Below are 18,643 nucleotides of genomic sequence, written 5' to 3'. Positions count from 1 at the left end.
AAGCCCTGTCAATTGTCTCAGCGTGTCCCGGGGCAATCCGGGCCGCAATATTTCACTCGCATTTCATGTGCGGCGGGGTGCCGGGGGGTTTGGAGTGGATCACTCGCGGGGCTGCTTCCGGCCTGGGCATTTGTAGGATCCTTCAGATCTCTACCCGCGTAGAATTTGGAGGCAGGTACGCTGAGGGAACCGCCCACGCAACACACCACCGGGAGTGCCAGTGGCACGCGTCGTAGTCGACGTCATGCTCAAGCCGGAGATCCTCGACCCGCAGGGACAGGCGGTGCAGCGTGCACTGCCCCGCCTCGGGTTCGCCGGAATCGCCGACGTCCGTCAGGGGAAGCGCTTCGAGCTGGAGGTGGAGGGACCGGTCGACGACGCCGCCCTCGCCCGCATCCATGAGATGGCCGAAACCTTCCTCGCCAACACCGTGATCGAAGACTTCGTCGTGAAGGTCGAGTCGTGACCGCTCGCATCGGCGTCGTCACCTTCCCCGGCACGCTCGACGACCAGGACGCGCTGCGCGCCGCCCGCCTCGCGGGCGCCGAGCCTGTCTCGCTGTGGCACCGCGACAAGGACCTCAAGCAGGTCGACGCCGTGGTCCTCGCCGGCGGTTTCTCCTACGGCGACTACCTGCGCGCGGGCGCCATCTCCCGCTTCTCGCCGGTGATGGAGACCATCATCGAGCAGGCGAGGGCCGGCATGCCGGTCCTCGGCATCTGCAACGGCTTCCAGATCCTCACCGAGGCCCACCTGCTGCCGGGCGCGATGCTGCGCAACAACCACCTCCACTTCATCTGCCGCGACCAGAAGCTGCGGGTGGAGAACGCGGAGACCGCCTGGACCAACGACTACGTCGAGGGTCAGGAGATCGAGGTCCCGCTCAAGAACATGGACGGCCGGTACGTCGCCGACGAGCGCGTCCTCGACGAGCTGGAGGCCGAGGGGCGGGTGGCCTTCCGCTACCTGGACGTGAACCCCAACGGCTCGCTCCGCGACATCGCGGGCATCACCAACGCCGCGGGCAATGTGGTCGGCCTCATGCCGCACCCCGAGCACGCCGTCGAACCGCTGATCGGCACCGGCAAGACGGACGGTCTCGGTTTCTTCACCTCGATCCTCAAGAAGCTGGTCAACGCCTGATGAGCCTCGACACCGTCAAGCACGCGAGCGAGACGCCGGACAGCGAGCAGCCCTGGAAGGAGCTCGGCCTCAAGGAGGACGAGTACGCGCGCATCCGCGAGATCCTCGGCCGCCGTCCCACCGGCGCCGAGCTCGCCATGTACTCGGTCATGTGGTCCGAGCACTGCTCCTACAAGAGCAGCAAGGTCCACCTGAAGCAGTTCGGCGAGAAGACCCCCGCCAACGACGCCATGCTCGTCGGCATCGGCGAGAACGCGGGCGTCGTCGACGTCGGCCAGGGGTACGCGGTCACCTTCAAGGTCGAGTCGCACAACCACCCCTCGTACATCGAGCCCTACCAGGGCGCGGCCACCGGCGTCGGCGGCATCGTCCGCGACATCCTCGCCATGGGCGCCCGCCCGGTCGCGGTCGTCGACCCGCTCCGCTTCGGCGCGGCCGACCACCCCGACACCAAGCGCGTGCTGCCCGGTGTCGTCGCCGGCATCGGCGGCTACGGCAACTGCCTGGGCCTGCCGAACATCGGCGGCGAGGTCGTCTTCGACTCCTGCTACCAGGGCAACCCGCTGGTCAACGCCGGCTGCATCGGCGTGATGAAGCACGAGGACATCCACCTCGCCAAGGCCTCCGGCCCCGGCAACAAGGTCATCCTGTACGGCGCCCGCACGGGCGGCGACGGCATCGGCGGCGTCTCGGTCCTCGCGTCCGAGACCTTCGACGACACCAAGCCGACCAAGCGCCCGGCCGTCCAGGTCGGCGACCCGTTCCAGGAGAAGCTCCTCATCGAGTGCACCCTGGAGATCTTCCAGGAGAAGCTCGTCGCGGGCATCCAGGACCTGGGCGGCGCCGGGCTCTCCTGCGCCACCTCCGAGCTGGCCTCGGCCGGTTCCGGCGGCATGCGCGTGGACCTCGACAAGGTGCACCTGCGCGACGCGACGCTCTCGCCCGAGGAGATCCTCATGAGCGAGTCGCAGGAGCGCATGTGCGCGATCGTCGAGCCGCAGCACGTCGACCGCTTCCTGGAGATCTGCGAGAAGTGGGACGTCATCGCGGTCGTCATCGGTGAGGTCACCGAGGGCGAGCGTCTGGAGATCTTCTGGCACGGCGAGCAGATCGTCGACGTGCCGCCGCGCTCCGTCGCCCACGAGGGCCCGACCTACCACCGGCCGTACGCCCGCCCGGAGTGGCAGGACGCGCTCCAGGCCGACGACGCCGGCAAGCTGCCCCGGCCGCAGGACGGCGCCGAGCTGAAGGACCAGGTCCTGAAGCTGGTCTCCTCCCCGAACCAGGCGTCGAAGTCCTGGATCACGGACCAGTACGACCGGTTCGTGCAGGGCAACACGGTCCTGGCGCAGCCCGAGGACGCGGGCATGGTCCGCATCGACGAGGAGACCAACCTCGGCGTGGCCATGGCGACCGACGGCAACGGCCGGTACGCCAAGCTCGACCCGTACACGGGTGCGCAGCTCGCGCTGGCGGAGGCGTACCGCAACGTCGCCGCCTCCGGCGCCAAGCCGCTCGCCATCTCGGACTGCCTGAACTTCGGTTCGCCCGAGGACCCGGCCGTGATGTGGCAGTTCGCCGAGGCCACCCGCGGTCTCGCGGACGGCTGCTTCCAGCTGGGCACCCCGGTCACCGGCGGCAACGTCTCGCTGTACAACCAGACCGGTGAGGTCGCCATCCACCCGACGCCCGTCGTGGCCGTCCTCGGTGTGATCGACGACGTGAACCGTCGCACCCCGATCGCCTTCGCGGAAGAGGGCCAGCTCCTCTACCTGCTGGGCGACACCAAGGAGGAGTTCGGCGGTTCCGCCTGGTCCGAGGTGATCCACCAGCACCTCGGCGGCATGCCGCCGGCCGTGGACCTCGACCGGGAGAAGCTGCTCGGCGAGATCCTGATCTCGGGCTCCCGCGACGGCATGATCGACGCGGCGCACGACCTGTCCGACGGCGGTCTCGTGCAGGCGGTCGTCGAGTCCTGCCTGCGCGGCGGGAACGGCGCGCGCCTGGTCGTCCCGGAGGGCCTGGACGCCTTCACGTTCCTCTTCTCGGAGTCGGCGGGCCGCGCGGTCGTCGCCGTCCCCCGCAGCGAGGAGCTCCGCTTCACCGACATGTGCGGCGCCCGCGGCCTGCCGGCGACCCGCATCGGCGTCGTCGACGGCGACACGGTCGACGTCCAGGGCGAGTTCGCGCTCTCCCTGGAGGAGCTGCGCACCGCGCACGAGGCGACGATCCCGGGTCTGCTGGCCTGAGACCACGCCGTAGGAGGAACCCCCGCTCCGCTCGGGCGGGGGTTTTTCCGTGTCGGCGAGCGCCTCCACCGGACCCTCCTCCAGGACGTCCTCGGCGAGGGCGCCGGTCCGCCGCTCGTACCGCTCCCCGGTGGGCAGAGGCGTACGGCTCCGGTGAAGAGGACCCCGCCGTCGGCGGCGGATCCGCGAGAACCGCGGCGTGCCGTTCACCTGGCGCGGCGTCGGCGTGCCGCGGAACGGGGAGACCTTCTCGGTGTCCGAGGACGCCGCCTACTCGGCCTGACCCCAGAAGGCGTCGGTCTCGGTGATGTCCGCCACGCACTCGTCGATGTCGGAGATCTTGCCGCCGACGGCCGTGAAGAACAGGCCGCCGTCCATCTCGATGCCACGGTCGCCCTTGTCGGCGTGCCACGTGTGCACGGACATGACGTGGCCCCTGCCGTCGGGGTAGACGCCCTTCAGCTCCACCCGGAAGGTGCCGCCGGTCAGCTCGAAGACCCTGGCGTAGAGACCCAGGACCTCGTCCCGGCCCTTGTGGTGCCCGGAGATCCGGCTCTCGCCGGGCGCGTGGTGCGTGCAGTCGCTGGTCATGAGCGAGGCGAGCGTCTCCATGTCGCCGGCGCTGAACGCCTCGTACGCCTCGCGCACCACGGCCGCGTCGGGGTGCTCGTGATGGGTCATGGTCCCGCCACCGCCTTGCGTGAGAGGTCGGCCCCCTCCTTCAAGTCTCGGCGTTAGCCTCTGCCCATGCCACCCGCCAAGAAGCGCACCCGCAGCTACGACCCCGACAAGATCAGGGCCGCCGTCTCCGCCCAGTTCGGGCACGTGCGGGACGCGGTGCTCGCCCTTCCGCCGGAGGTGCTGGACCGGCCCACCCGGCTCGGCACATGGACGGTGCGGGAGCTGGCGGCCCACGTCACGATGGCGCTCGGCTCGGTCGTCCGCGGTCTCGAAGGTCCCGAGCCCGCCCGCCGCGAACTCTCCCTGCTCGACTGGCCCCTGGCCACCGCGACCGGCGCCGCCGGGATCGACGAGGACGTGCGGGCCCTCGACACCGCCGACCTGCCCGGCCTGTACGCGCGCGTGGCGGACGATTTCGCGAAGGCGCTCGCCGGCGCGGACGGGGAGCGGCTGCTGCCGACGCGCTTCGGCGCCATGACGCTCGCCGACTACCTCGTCACCCGGACCGTCGAACTCGTCGTCCACGCCGACGACCTCGCCGCCGCGACCGGTACGGAGATCCGCCACGACCGGCAGGCGCTCGCCGCCTGCACCCGGCTGCTCGCGGACGCCCTCGCGGCGAAGGCCCCCGGCGGCGCGGTGGAGGTCCGGATCCCGCCGTACGCGGTGGTGCAGTGCGTGGAGGGCCCCCGGCACACCCGCGGCACCCCGCCGAACGTCGTCGAGACGGACCCGCTGACCTGGATCCGCCTGGCGTCCGGACGGACCACCTGGGCGGTCGAGCTCGACGCGGCCCGCATCGCCGCGAGCGGCGAGCGCGCCGACCTGGCAGGGCTGCTGCCCGTGACGGGCTGAGCCGGCGGCAGGTCCCCGACCGCCCGTTCCCCCGGCCGGACGAGCCGGGGGAACCCGACGCGGCCCTCCCGCGTCCCATCGGCATGCCGAAGCCGCGCAGCACCCTCCTCGCCGCCGCCGTCCTGCTCGCCGCGCTCACCTCCTGCGGACAAGGAGAGGGCGGGGGGAGCGCGGGCGCCGGAGATCCGGACCTCCCGCTCACCGGCACCCACTGGACGGTCGGCGCGGTCACCGTCGACGGCAGCCGTTCGCCGGCGCCCGCCGAGGCCCGCGTCGGCTTCGACCGGGACGGGCGCGCCCAGGGCAGCACCGGCTGCAACCACTTCGGCGCGGGCGTCGCCGTGGCCGGCGCCACGGTCACCGTCTCCGCGATCGAGATGACCGAGATGGGCTGCCCCGACGACCGGCAGCGCTTCGAGGCCGCTTTCCTCGCCGCCTTCACCGGACCCCTGGAGGGCGCCCTGAAGGACGGCGCCCTCACGCTCGTCTCCGCGGACGGCACGAAGAAGGTCGAGCTGACCGCCGAACCCTCCGCCCCGCTCCGCGGCACCACCTGGAAGATCGACGGCCTCGTCTCCGCCGACACCGCGGCCTCCCTCCCGGCGGGCGCGGAGGGTACGGCGCGCCTGGTGATCGGCGCCGACGGCAAGGTCACCGGGAACCTCGGCTGCAACAACTTCTCCGCGACCGCGAAGACCGACGAGAAGGCCCGGAAGCTCACCGTCGAGGGCCCGGCCGCCACCACCCGGATGATGTGCGAGAGCGCCCGGATGACCCTGGAGACCCGGCTGTACGAACTCCTCGACGGGCCGCTCTCCTACCGGGTCGACCACCGCACGCTGACCCTCACCGACGGCGCCGGCGAGGGCCTGACCGCACGGGCCGAACCGGCTCAGTAGCGCAGCAGCCCCGCGTCGATCCGCTCCCAGGCGCTCCGCAGCCCGGCCAGCCTGGCCTGCTCGAAGGGCGCCCGGTCCGCCTGCTCCCGGACGTCCGAGGAGAGGTCGAAGAGCTGGTCGCGGCCGGACTTGCCCCGGTAGTACTTCCAGTCGCCGCGGCGCAGCGCCCGCTCGCCCCTGACCCGCCAGAAGAGGTCCCGCTCGGGCACCTCCGCGCCGCGCAGCAGGTGCCCGGCGAGGCTGGTGCCGTCGAGCGGGTGGGCAGGGTGGGGGCGGGCGCCGGCCACCTCCAGCAGGGTCGCCGTCCAGTCGGGGGTGAAGACCGGGAGGTCGCTGACCTGGCCCCCGTCGATCCGGGCGGGCCAGCGCAGGATCGACGGGGTGCGGATCCCGCCCTCCTGGAGGGAGCCCTTGTTGCCGGCGAGCGGCCAGTTGTAGGAGAACCGCTCGCCGCCGTTGTCACTGCCGAAGAAGACCAGGGTGTCCTGCTCCTGGCCGGAGCGCCTGAGGGCCTTGAGGACCTGCCCGACCGAGCGGTCGAGGTCCTCGACCATCTCCTTGTACTTCTCGATCGAGCCGCCGTCCTGGTGCCAGAGCGCGGAGCGGTCGCCGGCCTTGACGCGGCGGACGATCTCGGCGCTCGCCTCCTCGTCGCCGTCGGCGATCCACGGCCAGTGCGGGGTGGTGAAGTTGAGGTTGAGCAGCCACGGCTTCTCGTGGTCGCGGCTCACGTACTCGCTCGCGCGCTCGGTGAGGATCCGGGTGTAGTAGCGGAGGTCCTTGTACTCGGCGTCGCCCTCGTAGAGGTCGTACTCGCCGCCGAGGCCGAGCTTGGAGTAGTACTCCAGGGCGCCGCCGAAGTTGCCGAAGAACTCGTCCCAGCCGGACCTGGTGGGGGAGTGGTCGGGGAGGTAGCCGCAGTGCCACTTGCCGATGAGGGCGGTGGCGTAGCCGGAGTCGCGGAGCAGCGAGGCGAGCGTGGGGTGGGTGGGCTCCAGGCCGACGGACCTGTCGGCGATCGGCTCGGCGAGCCCGCCCTTCGTACGGCCCGGGTAGCGGCCGGTGTAGAGGCTGAAGCGGGTGGGGGAGCAGGTCGCGGAGCCGGAGTACGCGTCGGTGAAGCGGACGCCTTCGCGGGCGAGGCGGTCGAGGTGGGGGGTGCGGATGTGCGGGGAGCCGTACGAGGAGAGGTCGGCCCAGCCGAGGTCGTCGCCCAGGATGAAGAGGATGTTCGGGCGCCGCGAGTGGCGGCGGGGGTGGGCGGCCCGGAAGGCGCGCTCCGGGCGCTCCGCGGGCGCGGCGGCCGGGGCGGGGGCCGCGTGGGCGGGGGCGGCGCCGACGGCGGCCACCGCGGCGGCACCGGCGGCGGCACCGCCGAAGGCCCGGCGGGACAGGGGCGTGGACATGGTGACTCTCCAGGAGGACGTACGGGCACGCCTCCGCGTCCCGGTGGCGGGGGACGGCGCCGCGGGGCGGGGTGCGGAGGGGGACGAGGCAGCGGGCGGGGCGAGCGGCGGGGGCCGGCCGGTCGGGCGCGGCGGGGGAAGGGTGCGGCCGGTCGGGCGCGGCGGAAGGGTGCGGCCGGTCGGGCGCGGCGGGAGGGGCCGGCCGGTTCAGGCGGCGCGGCGACAGCCGGCGCTCGCGACACGGACGAGGTCCACGTGCCGGCGCCGGACGAGGGTGACCGCTCGGTCACTGCGGGGCTGCATGATCCAGGAGCCTCGCCGAACGGAACCGGACACGTCAACGGCCGACCCCTGGGTCCACGCGCGTAGTTCGCGTGATCGCAATGCCGGAGAAACCCGCGGTGTGTGCGTTCTGCGTCACATCGCGGAGGGTGTCCCGGGGTGGTACGAGCGGGTGATCGGAGGGCGGCCGGTCGGCGGGAGCCCTTCCCCCGCCTGCCTTGTAGGCCTCTCCAAGCCCGTGGCGATCTTTTGGTGCGATCCTACGGGCGTCGCCCCGGGCTCCGCTCTCCCATTCGGACCAGCGGTCGGGGTCCCCTAGACTCGAAGACGTGCCACGTGGTGACGGTCGACTCAATCACGACCTGCTTCCCGGCGAGAAAGGCCCCCAGGACGCTTGTGGCGTCTTCGGTGTCTGGGCTCCGGGTGAAGAGGTCGCAAAGCTCACGTACTTCGGGCTCTACGCCCTCCAGCATCGGGGTCAGGAATCCGCGGGAATCGCGGTCAGCAATGGCTCCCAGATCCTCGTCTTCAAGGACATGGGCCTCGTGTCCCAGGTCTTCGACGAGACCTCTCTCGGCTCCCTCCAAGGTCATATCGCGGTCGGTCACGCCCGCTACTCGACCACCGGGGCCTCCGTGTGGGAGAACGCCCAGCCGACCTTCCGGGCCACCGCCCACGGGTCCCTGGCGCTCGGCCACAACGGCAACCTGGTGAACACGGCGCAGCTGGCCGAGATGGTCGCCGACCTTCCCAAGAAGGACGGCCGCGCCACCCAGGTCGCCGCCACCAACGACACCGACCTGGTCACGGCGCTCCTCGCCGGCCAGGTGGACGAGGACGGCAAGCCGCTCACCATCGAGCAGGCCGCCGCGAAGGTCCTCCCCGAGGTCCGGGGCGCCTTCTCCCTCGTCTTCATGGACGAGCACACGCTCTACGCCGCCCGCGACCCGCAGGGCATCCGCCCGCTGGTCCTCGGCCGGCTGGAGCGCGGCTGGGTGGTCGCCTCCGAGTCCGCCGCCCTCGACATCTGCGGCGCCAGCTTCGTCCGCGAGGTCGAGCCGGGCGAGCTGATCGCGATCGACGAGAACGGCATCCGCACCTCCCGATTCGCGGAAGCGAAGCCCAAGGGCTGTGTCTTCGAGTACGTGTACCTGGCGCGTCCCGACACCGACATCGCCGGCCGGAACGTCTACCTCTCCCGGGTGGAGATGGGCCGCCGCCTCGCCAAGGAGGCGCCGGTCGAGGCCGACCTGGTCATAGCGACGCCGGAGTCCGGCACCCCCGCCGCCATCGGCTACGCGGAGGCGTCCGGCATCCCGTTCGGCGCCGGCCTGGTGAAGAACGCCTACGTCGGCCGCACCTTCATCCAGCCCTCGCAGACCATCCGCCAGCTGGGCATCCGGCTGAAGCTGAACCCCCTCAAGGAAGTCATCAAGGGGAAGCGCCTGGTCGTCGTCGACGACTCGATCGTCCGCGGCAACACCCAGCGCGCCCTGGTCCGGATGCTCCGCGAGGCCGGCGCGGCCGAGATCCACATCCGGATCTCCTCCCCGCCGGTGAAGTGGCCGTGCTTCTTCGGCATCGACTTCGCCACCCGCGCGGAGCTGATCGCCAACGGCATGTCGATCGAGGAGATCGGCAAGTCGCTGGGCGCGGACTCGCTCTCGTACATCTCCATCGACGGGATGATCGAGGCGACCACCATCGACAAGCCGAACCTCTGCCGGGCCTGCTTCGACGGCGAGTACCCGATGGAGCTGCCGGACCCCGAGCTGCTCGGCAAGCAGCTCCTGGAGACGGAGCTGGCCGCCGGGCCGGCCGCCACCGCGGCCGCCGACGCCCTGCGTCGTCCGTGAGAACCCGCTGCACACCCGCAGTACCGACACGAAAGTTCTGAACCCCATGTCTCAGACCACCGGTGCCAGCTACGCCTCTGCGGGCGTCGACATCGAGGCGGGCGACCGCGCCGTTGAGCTGATGAAGGAGTGGGTGAAGAAGACGCAGCGCCCCGAGGTCCTCGGCGGCCTCGGCGGCTTCGCCGGCCTCTTCGACGCCTCCGCCCTCAAGCGCTACGAGCGTCCGCTGCTCGCCTCGGCCACCGACGGCGTCGGCACGAAGGTCGACATCGCCCGCCAGATGGGCGTGTACGACACCATCGGCCACGACCTGGTCGCCATGGTCATGGACGACATCGTCGTCTGCGGCGCCGAGCCGCTCTTCATGACCGACTACATCTGCGTGGGCAAGGTCCACCCGGAGCGGGTCGCCGCCATCGTCAAGGGCATCGCCGAGGGCTGCGTCCTCGCCGGCTGCGCCCTGGTCGGCGGCGAGACGGCGGAGCACCCGGGCCTCCTCGGCCCGGACGACTTCGACGTGGCCGGCGCCGGCACCGGCGTCGTGGAGCACGACCGCCTGCTGGGCGCCGAGCGCATCCGTACGGGGGACGCGGTCATCGCCATGGCCTCCTCCGGTCTTCACTCCAACGGGTACTCGCTCGTCCGCCACGTGGTCTTCGACCGCGCCGGCATGCGCCTCGACCAGCAGGTCGAGGAGCTGGGCCGGACCCTCGGCGAGGAGCTCCTGGAGCCCACCCGGATCTACTCGCTGGACTGCCTGGCGCTCACCCGGACCACCGAGGTGCACGCCTTCAGCCACATCACCGGCGGCGGTCTCGCGGCCAACCTCGCCCGGGTCGTCCCGGACGGGCTGCACGCCACCGTGGACCGCTCCACCTGGGCCCCTGGCGCGATCTTCGACCTCGTCGGCACCGCGGGCCGGGTCGAGCGCCTGGAGCTCGAGAAGACCCTCAACATGGGCGTCGGCATGATGGCCGTCGTCCCCGCCGAGTCGGTCGACGCCGCCCTCTCCACGCTGGCCGACCGCGGGCTGGACGCCTGGGTCGCCGGTGAGATCACCGAGCGGGGCGACAAGGACTCCGGCGCGGAGCTCGTCGGCGACTACGCCCGGTAGGCAGCGGAGCACGAGGAAGGGGCACCCCGCCACGGCGGGGTGCCCCTTCTCGTTGCCCACGGTGTCCCGCCGCCTCCGCCCGGATCACCGATCCGGACATGCGAAAACCCGGCCCGGGTGGCCCGGACCGAGTTTCGGCGTTCAGAAGGTCAAGCGCGACGCGGAGACTGCGGACCGGACTCGTCGTCCTCGTCCTCGTCATCCGTGTTGTAGAGATCCGCGTACTGCGCGTACGGGTCGTCTTCCTCGTCGTCGTCCTCGAACGGCTCGCCATTCGGCGGCTGGCTCGAAGTCGAAGCGCCCAGCTCGTTGGCCAGACGCGACAGGTCAGTCCCGCCGCTGCTGTACTTCAGCTGGCGGGCGACCTTGGTCTGCTTGGCCTTTGCCCGGCCGCGCCCCATGGCTCGACCCCCTCGGTGACGGGGCTCGTTGGCCCCAGAGTCTTGACACGCGTTCATGATGCGAAACGGGCTCTCGATGGAGAGACCGGTCCGTAGGGCTTCAACGGTACCTGTTTCCTCGGGTCTACGGTACGCCGCGCGCATCACATACCCCGGTACAGAACCATCGAGGCGCCCTTTCCTCGCTGGTCAATCGCGATTTTAACCTCTTCTTGAGGCCCGACCCGCCGACCGGCGTGAGCGATGTCTCGCGGTCGGCGGGCCCGTCACTCCCCGTGAACCGTCAGGCCCGGGCCCGCCGCGCCTCGGCCATCCGCTGCTCGGCGATGCGGTCGGCGGCCGCGGCCGGCGGAATGCCGTCCGTCTTCGCACGTGCGAAGATCTCCAGGGTGGTGTCGAAGATCTTCGTGGCCTTCGCCTTGCACCGGTCGAAGTCGAAGCCGTGGAGCTCGTCGGCCACCTGAATCACGCCGCCGGCGTTCACCACGTAGTCCGGCGCGTAGAGGATGCCGCGCTCCACGAGGTCCTTCTCGATGCCCGGGTGCGCGAGCTGGTTGTTGGCCGCACCGCACACGATGGCCGCCGTGAGGAACGGGACCGTCTCCTCGCTGAGCGCGCCGCCCAGCGCGCACGGCGCGTAGATGTCCAGGCCCTCGACGCGGATCAGCGCCTCGGTGTCGGCGACCACGGTCACCTGGGGGAACTTCTCGGTGATCCGGCGGACCGACTCCTCGCGGACGTCGGTGATGACGACCTCGGCGCCGTCCTCCAGGAGGTGCTCGACGAGGTAGTGGCCGACCTTGCCGACGCCGGCGACGCCGACCTTCCGGCCGCGCAGGGTGGGGTCGCCCCACAGGTGCTGCGCGGAGGCGCGCATGCCCTGGAAGACGCCGAAGGCGGTCAGGACGGAGGAGTCGCCGGCGCCGCCGTTCTCGGGGGAGCGGCCGGTGGTCCACCGGTTCGCGCGGGCCACGACGTCCATGTCGGCGACGTAGGTGCCGACGTCGCAGGCGGTGACGTAGCGGCCGCCGAGGGAGGCGACGAAGCGGCCGTAGGCGAGGAGGAGCTCCTCGGTCTTGATCTGCTCGGGGTCGCCGATGATCACGGCCTTGCCGCCGCCGTGGTCGAGCCCGGCCATGGCGTTCTTGTAGGACATCCCGCGCGCCAGGTTGAGGGCGTCGGCGACGGCCTCGCCCTCGGTCGCGTACGGGTAGAAGCGGGTGCCGCCGAGGGCGGGGCCGAGGGCGGTGTTGTGCAGGGCGATGACGGCCTTGAGACCGGTCGCGCGGTCCTGGCAGAGCACGACCTGCTCGTGGCCTCCCTGCTCCGAGTGGAACAGAGTGTGCAGGACATCGGAAGCAGCGCCTGTTGTGGTCACTGTGGTGACTCCCAAGGAAGATGCGGCGGAGAGCCCCCCGTGCGGGTGGGGGAGGACTCATTGCGCCACGAGATTAAGTCCTACCTGGGCGTAAGGGGGCCGGAGTGGGCCGGATCACCCCCTCGCGGAGTACCCGCGTGGAAGGATTCGCGGCATGTCGGTCGACTCCACGTTGCTCGTCCCGTACGCCTCATATCTCCGGGTGTACGAGCCGCTGGCCGCGTTCCCCGAGCCGGAGCGGACCCACTGGTCGCGGTACGCCCGCAGGGCGCTCACCCCGGGGCCCCAGGAGGAGCTGCGGCGCTCGCTGGCGGATCTGGTGCCGGTGCCGCCGGTCCCGGTGCCGGTGCACGAGAGCGGCGAGGCGTTCGTGGCGCACCTGGACGGCGTGGTGGTGGTCTGCCCGTGGCGGACCCGGCTGCGGGGGTGGCTGGCGCTGCGGGAGCTGGTCGCGGAGAGCGGGCTGCCGGCGCCGGTGCTCGACGCGATGGTGCCGCCGGTGGTGCGGGCCCAGGTGGAGGCGGACCACGAGCGGTGGCTGGAGCGGAACCCGGACGCGCGGCCGTGGATCAGGACGGCGGTGTGGCAGGTGCCGCTGCGCTGGTTCGCGCTCTTCGGGGACGAGGAGCGGCGGTACGAGGCGGGGGACCGGGTGTCGGGCCGGGCGCCGGTGCTGCTCTACCGGACGACGATGGCGCAGGCGCGGCGGCGGCTCGCCCGGGCCCTGCGGGCGCTGCGGGACTCGATGGACGAGGGCGCGCTGGTCCAGGGCCTGATCGAGGTGGGCCGCTGGCTGGAGGAGTTCCACCCGCGGGCGCTGGTGGAGCTGGACTACGGCGGTCTGGTGCACGCGGTGGCGGAGGAGCGGCTGGCCGGGGACCGGTCGGCGGCGGACGTGGCCGCGGGCCTCGCGGCGCTGCGGGCGGGGGACGACGACACGGCGGCGGAGGTGTACGCGCGCCTGTCGGAGCGCTGGCGGGCCGTCAGGGACCTGCGGCACGCGAATTGACATAGGTCGGGCATCTTCGTCAGGTGTGCATGGACAAGACATGTGCCTCCGGGGTAAATGATCTTCAGCACGTCTGGCCGGATCAGCCTGGCCGGATCCGGTGGGACGTTGGTCCTGAACCGGGCCTTTGGCTCAAGCGTGACGGACAGCACTAAACGCACCCTTGCGTCGATCGCCCACCCTCGTGCCAAAATAGGACAAGGAGTCCGGGGAGGGTTCCTTCCGCCCAACTTTGGGCGGAACGCTCAGCATTGCACTCTATGGGGGGTCTGAGGACTCCTGATCGCTCTGTGACTGATCGTCACAGTGGCGTGACTGTCCGTTATGGCATGGTCAGTCGACTTCCGCCGCTGATGAACACCTGCGAGGGCAATTCCATCGGTTTGGCCGACGCGGCTGGACGGATGGTGTAGTTGTAGTGCCGAGGACAAGCCGTTCGTCCTATAACCGACTCGGCCCGCTTCTGCCATTTCGGGCAAGGCGGGTCAAGGTGCAGAATTTAGAGGAAAGAACCGAGATGGTTCGGTTCTCCCGAGGAGGCCGCTCATGACCGCTCGCACCCCTGATGCCGAGCCGCTGCTGACCCCTGCCGAGGTCGCCACGATGTTCCGCGTGGACCCGAAGACGGTGACTCGCTGGGCCAAGGCCGGCAAGCTCACGTCCATCCGCACCCTGGGTGGACACCGTCGGTACCGCGAGGCCGAGGTTCGCGCCCTGCTGGCGGGTATTCCGCAGCAGCGCAGCGAGGCCTGAGGCTTCGGCTACACCCGCAACACCCCGTAACACCGGGCCCGTCCGGATCCCCCAATCCGGTCGCCCGTCCCACAGCTCTGCCGGCGGTTCCTGCCCCAACAGGCCACCGTCATCGATCGCGCTGGACTCCGCCGGGTCCAGCGCGATCGTCTTTTTGTGCCCGCTCCCACCCGTCGCACATGGGTGCAATTGCACGTATTAAATTGAGCTGTTGTAGGGGTGGCGTAAACGAGGGGGTTTCTGAAGGACTTTCAGTGACTCCCGTCACACTGCCGAAGGCTTGCCACTGAACAGCCTGCCACTCCGGGATCCTCCCCCGAGCCGCCGTTGGTCACCGGCCCGTGGGACTAAGGTCCCCCGTTCGAGTGGAGCTGGAACATGGGTCGGGGCACACGAAGAAGGCCCGCATCGAGATGATGCGGGCCTTCTTCTCAGGCGACTCTGACGGGACTTGAACCCGCGACCTCCACCTTGACAGGGTGGCGAGCTAACCAACTGCTCCACAGAGCCCTCGCAGCCGGTGTTCCTTGGCTGCGAGAAGAACTGTACAGCAGGTCAGCGGTCTGGTCGAACTCACCGACGGCGAGGGCTGCCGCTACCGCGCGGGGCCCGGCACGGCCGCGTCGATCGCCTTCACGATCCGCTTGTCCGAGACCGGATGGGCGGTGCCCAGCGCGTGCGCGAAGTAGCTCACCCGCAGCTCCTCGATCATCCAGCGGATGTCGGTGACCTCGGCCGGCACCGGCCGCCCCTTCGGCAGCTGCTCCAGGAGCCACGCGTACTCGTCGAGCATCTCGTGGACCTTCTCCATCCGGGTGGTGTCCCGCTGGACGCCGGTCGGCATCTGCTGGAGCCGCCGGTCCACCGCCACCAGATAGCGCATCAGGTCCGGCAGCCGCTTCAGCCCCGTACGGGTCACGAAACCGGCCGGCACGAGCCACGAGAGCTGCGTCCGCACGTCCTGGAGGTTCGGCAGCAGCGCGGGGCTCGTGGTGGCCTTCAGGCGACGCTCGCACGCCTGCCAGGCCGCCAGGACCTGCTGCACCTGGCCCACCGTGCGGATGGTCAGCTCCACCAGATCCGCGCGGACCTTGTCGTACAGCTTCCGGAAGGACTCCTCGTCCCACACCGGGCCGCCGTGGTCGGCGATCAGCCGGTCGGCGGCGGCGGTGGCGCAGTCGTCGAAGAGCGCCTGGATCGAGCCGTGCGGGTTGGCCGACAGGGCCAGCTTCTGCTGGTTGGTCAGCTTCTCCGAGGCGAACTTCGCCGGGTTCACCGGGATGTTCAGCATGATCAGCTTCCGGGTGCCCCGCCACATGGCCTGTGCCTGCTCGGCCTCCGAGTCGAAGAGCCGTACGGCCACGCTCTCGCCCTCGTCGACCAGCGCCGGGTACGCCTTCACCGGCTGGCCGCCCCGCTTGGTCTCGAAGACCCGCGTGAGCGTCCCGATCGACCAGTCCTTGAGCCCCGAGCGCTCCAGGGAGGGCCCGGAGCCGTCCGGGCCCGCCGTCGCCGCCTGGGCGGCCTTGGAGAGCGCCTGGCGGGCCTTGGGGCGCAGCTTCAGGCGGAGCGTCTCCAGGTCCTTGTCCTCGGCCAGCTTGCGGCGCCGCTCGTCGACGATCCGGAAGGTGATCTTGAGGTGCTCGGGGACCTTCGCCCAGTCGAAGTCCTCGGGGGCGAGCGGGACGCCGACCATCCGCTGGAGCTCGCGCGCCAGCGCCGTCGTCAGCGGCTCCTGCACCGGCACGACCGCGTCCAGGAACCGGCCGGCGTAGTTCGGCGCGGGCACGTAGTGGCGGCGGATCGGCTTCGGCAGCGAGCGGATCAGCTCGGTGACGACCTCTTCCCGCAGGCCCGGGATCTGCCAGTCGAAGCCCTCGTCGGTCACCTGGTTCAGCACCTGGAGCGGCACGTGGACGGTGACGCCGTCCGCGTCCGCGCCCGGCTCGAACTGGTACGTCACGCGGAACTTGAGCGCGCCCTGCCGCCACGAGTCCGGGTAGTCGTCCTTGGTGACGGCCCCGGCCTTCTCGTTGATGAGCATCTCGCGCTCGAAGTCGAGGAACTCCGGCGCCTCGTGGCGCTTGTGCTTCCACCACGAGTCGAAGTGGGCGCCGGACACGACGTGTTCGGGGACCCGCTTGTCGTAGAAGTCGAACAGCGTCTCGTCGTCGACCAGGATGTCCCGGCGCCGGGCGCGGTGCTCCAGCTCCTCGACCTCGGTGAGCAGCTTGCGGTTGTCGGCGAAGAACTTGTGGTGGGTGCGCCAGTCGCCCTCCACGAGGGCGTTCCGGATGAACAACTCGCGGGAGGCCTCGGGGTCGATCCGCCCGTAGTTCACCTTGCGGTCGGCGACGATCGGGACGCCGTACAGCGTGACCTTCTCGAACGCCATCACGGCCGCCTGGTCCTTCTCCCAGTGCGGCTCGCTGTACGTCTTCTTCACCAGGTGCTGGGCGAGCGGCTCGACCCACTCGGGCTCGATCCGGGCGTTCACCCGGGCCCAGAGCCGGGAGGTCTCCACCAGCTCGGCGGACATGACCATCCGCGGGGGCTTCTTGAAGAGCGCGGAGCCGGGGAAGATCGCGAACTTGGCGTTCCGCGCGCCCAGGTACTCGCCACCCCGGCCGCCCTCGCGGCGGGAGCCCTCCTTCGCGGCGCCCTCCTTGGACTCCTTCACGTCCTTCAGGCCGATGTGGCTGAGGAGTCCGGCGAGGAGGGAGACGTGGACGGAGTGCTCCGGCGCGTCCTCCTCGTTGAGCTGTATCCCCATCTGCTTGGCGACGGTCCGCAGCTGGCTGTAGATGTCCTGCCACTCGCGGATGCGCAGGAAGTTCAGGTACTCCTGCTTGCACATCCGGCGGAAGGACGACGAGCCGCGCTCCTTCTGCTGCTCGCGCACGTACCGCCACAGGTTGAGGAAGGCGAGGAAGTCGCTGGTCTCGTCCTTGAAGCGGGCGTGCTGCTGGTCGGCCTGCGCCTGCTTCTCGGAGGGCCGCTCGCGCGGGTCCTGGATGGAGAGCGCGGCCGCGATCACCATGACCTCGCGGACGCAGCCGTTCTTCTCGGCCTCCAGGACCATCCGGGCGAGCCGGGGGTCGACAGGCAGCTGGGAGAGCTTGCGGCCCTGCTCGGTGAGGCGCCTCTTGGGATCCTTCTCGGCCGGGTTCAGCGCGCCGAGCTCCTGGAGGAGCTGGACGCCGTCCCGGATGTTGCGGTGGTCCGGCGGGTCGATGAAGGGGAACTTCTCGATGTCGCCGAGGCCGGCCGCGGTCATCTGGAGGATGACGGAGGCCAGGTTGGTACGGAGGATCTCGGCGTCCGTGAACTCCGGACGGGTCAGGAAGTCGTCCTCGGAGTACAGCCGGATGCAGATGCCGTCCGAGGTACGGCCGCAGCGGCCCTTGCGCTGGTTGGCGCTGGCCTGCGAGACCGCCTCGATGGGCAGGCGCTGGACCTTGGTGCGGTGGGAGTAGCGCGAGATGCGGGCGGTGCCCGGGTCGATCACGTACTTGATGCCGGGGACGGTCAGCGAGGTCTCGGCGACGTTGGTCGCCAGGACGATCCGGCGGCCGGAGTGGGCCTGGAAGACCCGGTGCTGCTCGGCGTGGGAGAGCCGGGCGTAGAGCGGCAGGACCTCGGTGTTCCGGAGGTTCCTCTTCAGGAGCGCGTCGGCGGTGTCCCGGATCTCGCGCTCGCCGGAGAGGAAGACCAGGACGTCCCCCGGCCCCTCGGACTGGAGTTCGTCGACGGCGTCGCAGATCGCGGTGATCTGGTCCCGGTCGGCCTCCTCCGAGTCCTCTTCGAGGAGCGGGCGGTAGCGGACCTCGACCGGATACGTACGGCCGCTGACCTCGACGATCGGGGCGTCGCCGAAGTGGCGGGAGAAGCGCTCCGGGTCGATGGTCGCGGAGGTGATCACGACCTTGAGGTCGGGGCGCCGGGGGAGCAGCTGGGCGAGGTAGCCGAGCAGGAAGTCGATGTTGAGGGACCGCTCGTGGGCCTCGTCGATGATGATCGTGTCGTAGGCGCGCAGCTCGCGGTCGGTCTGGATCTCGGCGAGCAGGATGCCGTCCGTCATCAGCTTCACGAAGGTCGCGTCGGGGTTCACCTGGTCGGTGAAGCGGACCTTCCAGCCGACGGCCTCGCCCAGCGGGGTCCTCAGCTCCTCGGCGACGCGTTCGGCGACCGTGCGGGCGGCGATCCGGCGGGGCTGGGTGTGCCCGATCATGCCCCGGACGCCCCGGCCGAGCTCCAGGCAGATCTTCGGGATCTGGGTGGTCTTCCCGGAGCCGGTCTCACCGGCGACGATCACGACCTGATGGTCGCGTATCGCCTCCAGGATCTCGTCCTTCTTCTGGGAGACCGGGAGCTGTTCGGGGTAGGTGACGGCGGGCACGCGGGCGGCGCGCCCGTCGACGCGCTCCTTGGCCTTGGCCGCCTCTGCGGCGATCTCGTCCAGGACGGCCTCGCGGGCCTCGGGCTTGCGGATGCGGCGAGCGCCTTCGAGACGGCGGCCGAGCCGGTGGGAGTCCCGCAGCGAGACCCCGGCCAGGACGGACTGGAGGGCGGCGAAGGAAGTAGACATACGGAATCCAGGATCGCACCTGCGGCCGA

Annotated in this window: 15 protein-coding genes and 1 tRNA gene; 9 read left to right on the top strand and 7 right to left on the bottom strand. The window is 70.7% G+C overall.

Annotated features, from left to right (window positions below; all coding sequences use genetic code 11):
* The first annotated feature begins 220 nt into the window (after positions 1–220).
* Genes purS through purL form a run of 3 tightly spaced genes read left to right on the top strand, consistent with a single transcriptional unit; the run spans position 221 to position 3,392 of the window.
* A complete protein-coding gene (gene purS, locus ACF1BN_RS31460; protein WP_015035032.1) occupies positions 221–466 on the top strand; it encodes a phosphoribosylformylglycinamidine synthase subunit PurS in 246 nt (81 codons plus the stop codon).
* On the top strand, positions 463–1,143 hold the full coding sequence (gene purQ / locus ACF1BN_RS31455) for a phosphoribosylformylglycinamidine synthase subunit PurQ (protein WP_392334984.1): 681 nt from the start codon (positions 463–465) through the stop codon (positions 1,141–1,143). Before purS ends, purQ begins: the two co-directional genes overlap by 4 nt.
* Positions 1,143–3,392 (top strand): phosphoribosylformylglycinamidine synthase subunit PurL, encoded by a 2,250-nt coding sequence (gene purL, locus ACF1BN_RS31450; RefSeq protein ID WP_392334983.1) that lies wholly within the window; start codon positions 1,143–1,145, stop codon positions 3,390–3,392. The genes purQ and purL overlap by 1 nt, the downstream gene beginning before the upstream one ends.
* A 270-nt stretch (positions 3,393–3,662) precedes the next feature.
* Here purL and ACF1BN_RS31445 read toward each other — a convergent pair whose 3' ends face one another.
* A complete protein-coding gene (locus tag ACF1BN_RS31445) occupies positions 3,663–4,073 on the bottom strand; it encodes a nuclear transport factor 2 family protein (protein ID WP_392334982.1) in 411 nt (136 codons plus the stop codon).
* Positions 4,074–4,139: 66 nt separating this feature from the next.
* Here ACF1BN_RS31445 and ACF1BN_RS31440 point away from each other — a divergent pair, with 66 nt between their 5' ends.
* The gene (locus ACF1BN_RS31440; protein ID WP_392334981.1) at positions 4,140–4,928 is read left to right on the top strand and encodes a sterol carrier family protein; all 789 of its coding nucleotides are present in this window, start codon (positions 4,140–4,142) and stop codon (positions 4,926–4,928) included.
* Between the two features lie 83 nt (positions 4,929–5,011).
* A complete protein-coding gene (locus ACF1BN_RS31435; protein ID WP_392334980.1) occupies positions 5,012–5,827 on the top strand; it encodes an META domain-containing protein in 816 nt (271 codons plus the stop codon).
* Here ACF1BN_RS31435 and ACF1BN_RS31430 read toward each other — a convergent pair.
* Both ACF1BN_RS31430 and ACF1BN_RS31425 read right to left on the bottom strand, forming a co-directional pair.
* Positions 5,821–7,233, bottom strand: a complete 1,413-nt coding sequence (locus ACF1BN_RS31430) for a sulfatase (protein ID WP_392334979.1) — start codon at positions 7,231–7,233, stop codon at positions 5,821–5,823. The genes ACF1BN_RS31435 and ACF1BN_RS31430 overlap by 7 nt on opposite strands.
* A gap of 207 nt (positions 7,234–7,440) precedes the next feature.
* Positions 7,441–7,536, bottom strand: coding sequence for a putative leader peptide (locus ACF1BN_RS31425; protein ID WP_392334978.1), 96 nt, complete (start codon positions 7,534–7,536; stop codon positions 7,441–7,443).
* A 308-nt stretch (positions 7,537–7,844) separates the two neighbouring features.
* Between ACF1BN_RS31425 and purF the strand changes: the two genes are divergently transcribed.
* Both purF and purM read left to right on the top strand, forming a co-directional pair.
* Positions 7,845–9,371 carry an amidophosphoribosyltransferase gene (gene purF / locus ACF1BN_RS31420; protein ID WP_351106068.1) on the top strand — a complete coding sequence of 509 codons (1,527 nt, stop codon included), beginning with the start codon at positions 7,845–7,847 and terminating at the stop codon, positions 9,369–9,371.
* A 46-nt stretch (positions 9,372–9,417) separates the two neighbouring features.
* Positions 9,418–10,485, top strand: coding sequence for a phosphoribosylformylglycinamidine cyclo-ligase (gene purM, locus ACF1BN_RS31415; RefSeq protein WP_392334977.1), 1,068 nt, complete (start codon positions 9,418–9,420; stop codon positions 10,483–10,485).
* Between the two features lie 149 nt (positions 10,486–10,634).
* Here the strand turns inward: purM and ACF1BN_RS31410 are convergent, their stop codons facing one another.
* Positions 10,635–10,886, bottom strand: a complete 252-nt coding sequence (locus ACF1BN_RS31410; RefSeq protein ID WP_360319082.1) for a DUF3073 domain-containing protein — start codon at positions 10,884–10,886, stop codon at positions 10,635–10,637.
* A 283-nt stretch (positions 10,887–11,169) separates the two neighbouring features.
* Complete coding sequence (locus ACF1BN_RS31405; protein ID WP_392334976.1) at positions 11,170–12,279, bottom strand: Leu/Phe/Val dehydrogenase; 1,110 nt, start codon at positions 12,277–12,279, stop codon at positions 11,170–11,172.
* 139 nt (positions 12,280–12,418) lie between these two features.
* On the opposite strand from ACF1BN_RS31405, the gene ACF1BN_RS31400 reads away from it, so the two are divergent.
* Both ACF1BN_RS31400 and bldC read left to right on the top strand, forming a co-directional pair.
* The gene (locus ACF1BN_RS31400) at positions 12,419–13,273 is read left to right on the top strand and encodes a hypothetical protein (protein ID WP_392334975.1); all 855 of its coding nucleotides are present in this window, start codon (positions 12,419–12,421) and stop codon (positions 13,271–13,273) included.
* A 546-nt stretch (positions 13,274–13,819) separates the two neighbouring features.
* Complete coding sequence (gene bldC, locus ACF1BN_RS31395; protein WP_003949541.1) at positions 13,820–14,026, top strand: developmental transcriptional regulator BldC; 207 nt, start codon at positions 13,820–13,822, stop codon at positions 14,024–14,026.
* Positions 14,027–14,462: 436 nt separating this feature from the next.
* Here the strand turns inward: bldC and ACF1BN_RS31390 are convergent.
* Together ACF1BN_RS31390 and hrpA are read right to left on the bottom strand one after the other, a co-directional pair.
* Positions 14,463–14,536, bottom strand: a tRNA-Asp gene (locus tag ACF1BN_RS31390).
* 85 nt (positions 14,537–14,621) lie between these two features.
* A complete protein-coding gene (gene hrpA, locus ACF1BN_RS31385; protein WP_392334974.1) occupies positions 14,622–18,614 on the bottom strand; it encodes an ATP-dependent RNA helicase HrpA in 3,993 nt (1,330 codons plus the stop codon).
* Positions 18,615–18,643 lie beyond the last annotated feature (29 nt).

It is taken from the genome of Streptomyces sp. NPDC014861 (assembly GCF_043081625.1).
GTDB lineage: Bacteria > Actinomycetota > Actinomycetes > Streptomycetales > Streptomycetaceae > Streptomyces.
Note: the sequence above shows the minus strand (reverse complement) of the source record. Positions and strands in the feature narration are given on the sequence as shown.

Excerpts from the sequence above, each read along its gene's own strand:
- purL (WP_392334983.1), top strand. The coding sequence starts at position 1,143 with ATGAGCCTCGACACCGTCAAGCACGCGAGCGAGACGCCGGACAGCGAG.
- ACF1BN_RS31445 (WP_392334982.1), bottom strand. The coding sequence starts at position 4,073 with ATGACCCATCACGAGCACCCCGACGCGGCCGTGGTGCGCGAGGCGTAC.
- ACF1BN_RS31440 (WP_392334981.1), top strand. The coding sequence starts at position 4,140 with ATGCCACCCGCCAAGAAGCGCACCCGCAGCTACGACCCCGACAAGATC.
- ACF1BN_RS31435 (WP_392334980.1), top strand. The coding sequence starts at position 5,012 with ATGCCGAAGCCGCGCAGCACCCTCCTCGCCGCCGCCGTCCTGCTCGCC.
- ACF1BN_RS31430 (WP_392334979.1), bottom strand. The coding sequence starts at position 7,233 with ATGTCCACGCCCCTGTCCCGCCGGGCCTTCGGCGGTGCCGCCGCCGGT.
- ACF1BN_RS31425 (WP_392334978.1), bottom strand. The coding sequence starts at position 7,536 with ATGCAGCCCCGCAGTGACCGAGCGGTCACCCTCGTCCGGCGCCGGCAC.
- purM (WP_392334977.1), top strand. The coding sequence starts at position 9,418 with ATGTCTCAGACCACCGGTGCCAGCTACGCCTCTGCGGGCGTCGACATC.
- ACF1BN_RS31410 (WP_360319082.1), bottom strand. The coding sequence starts at position 10,886 with ATGGGGCGCGGCCGGGCAAAGGCCAAGCAGACCAAGGTCGCCCGCCAG.
- ACF1BN_RS31400 (WP_392334975.1), top strand. The coding sequence starts at position 12,419 with ATGTCGGTCGACTCCACGTTGCTCGTCCCGTACGCCTCATATCTCCGG.
- bldC (WP_003949541.1), top strand. The coding sequence starts at position 13,820 with ATGACCGCTCGCACCCCTGATGCCGAGCCGCTGCTGACCCCTGCCGAG.
- hrpA (WP_392334974.1), bottom strand. The coding sequence starts at position 18,614 with ATGTCTACTTCCTTCGCCGCCCTCCAGTCCGTCCTGGCCGGGGTCTCG.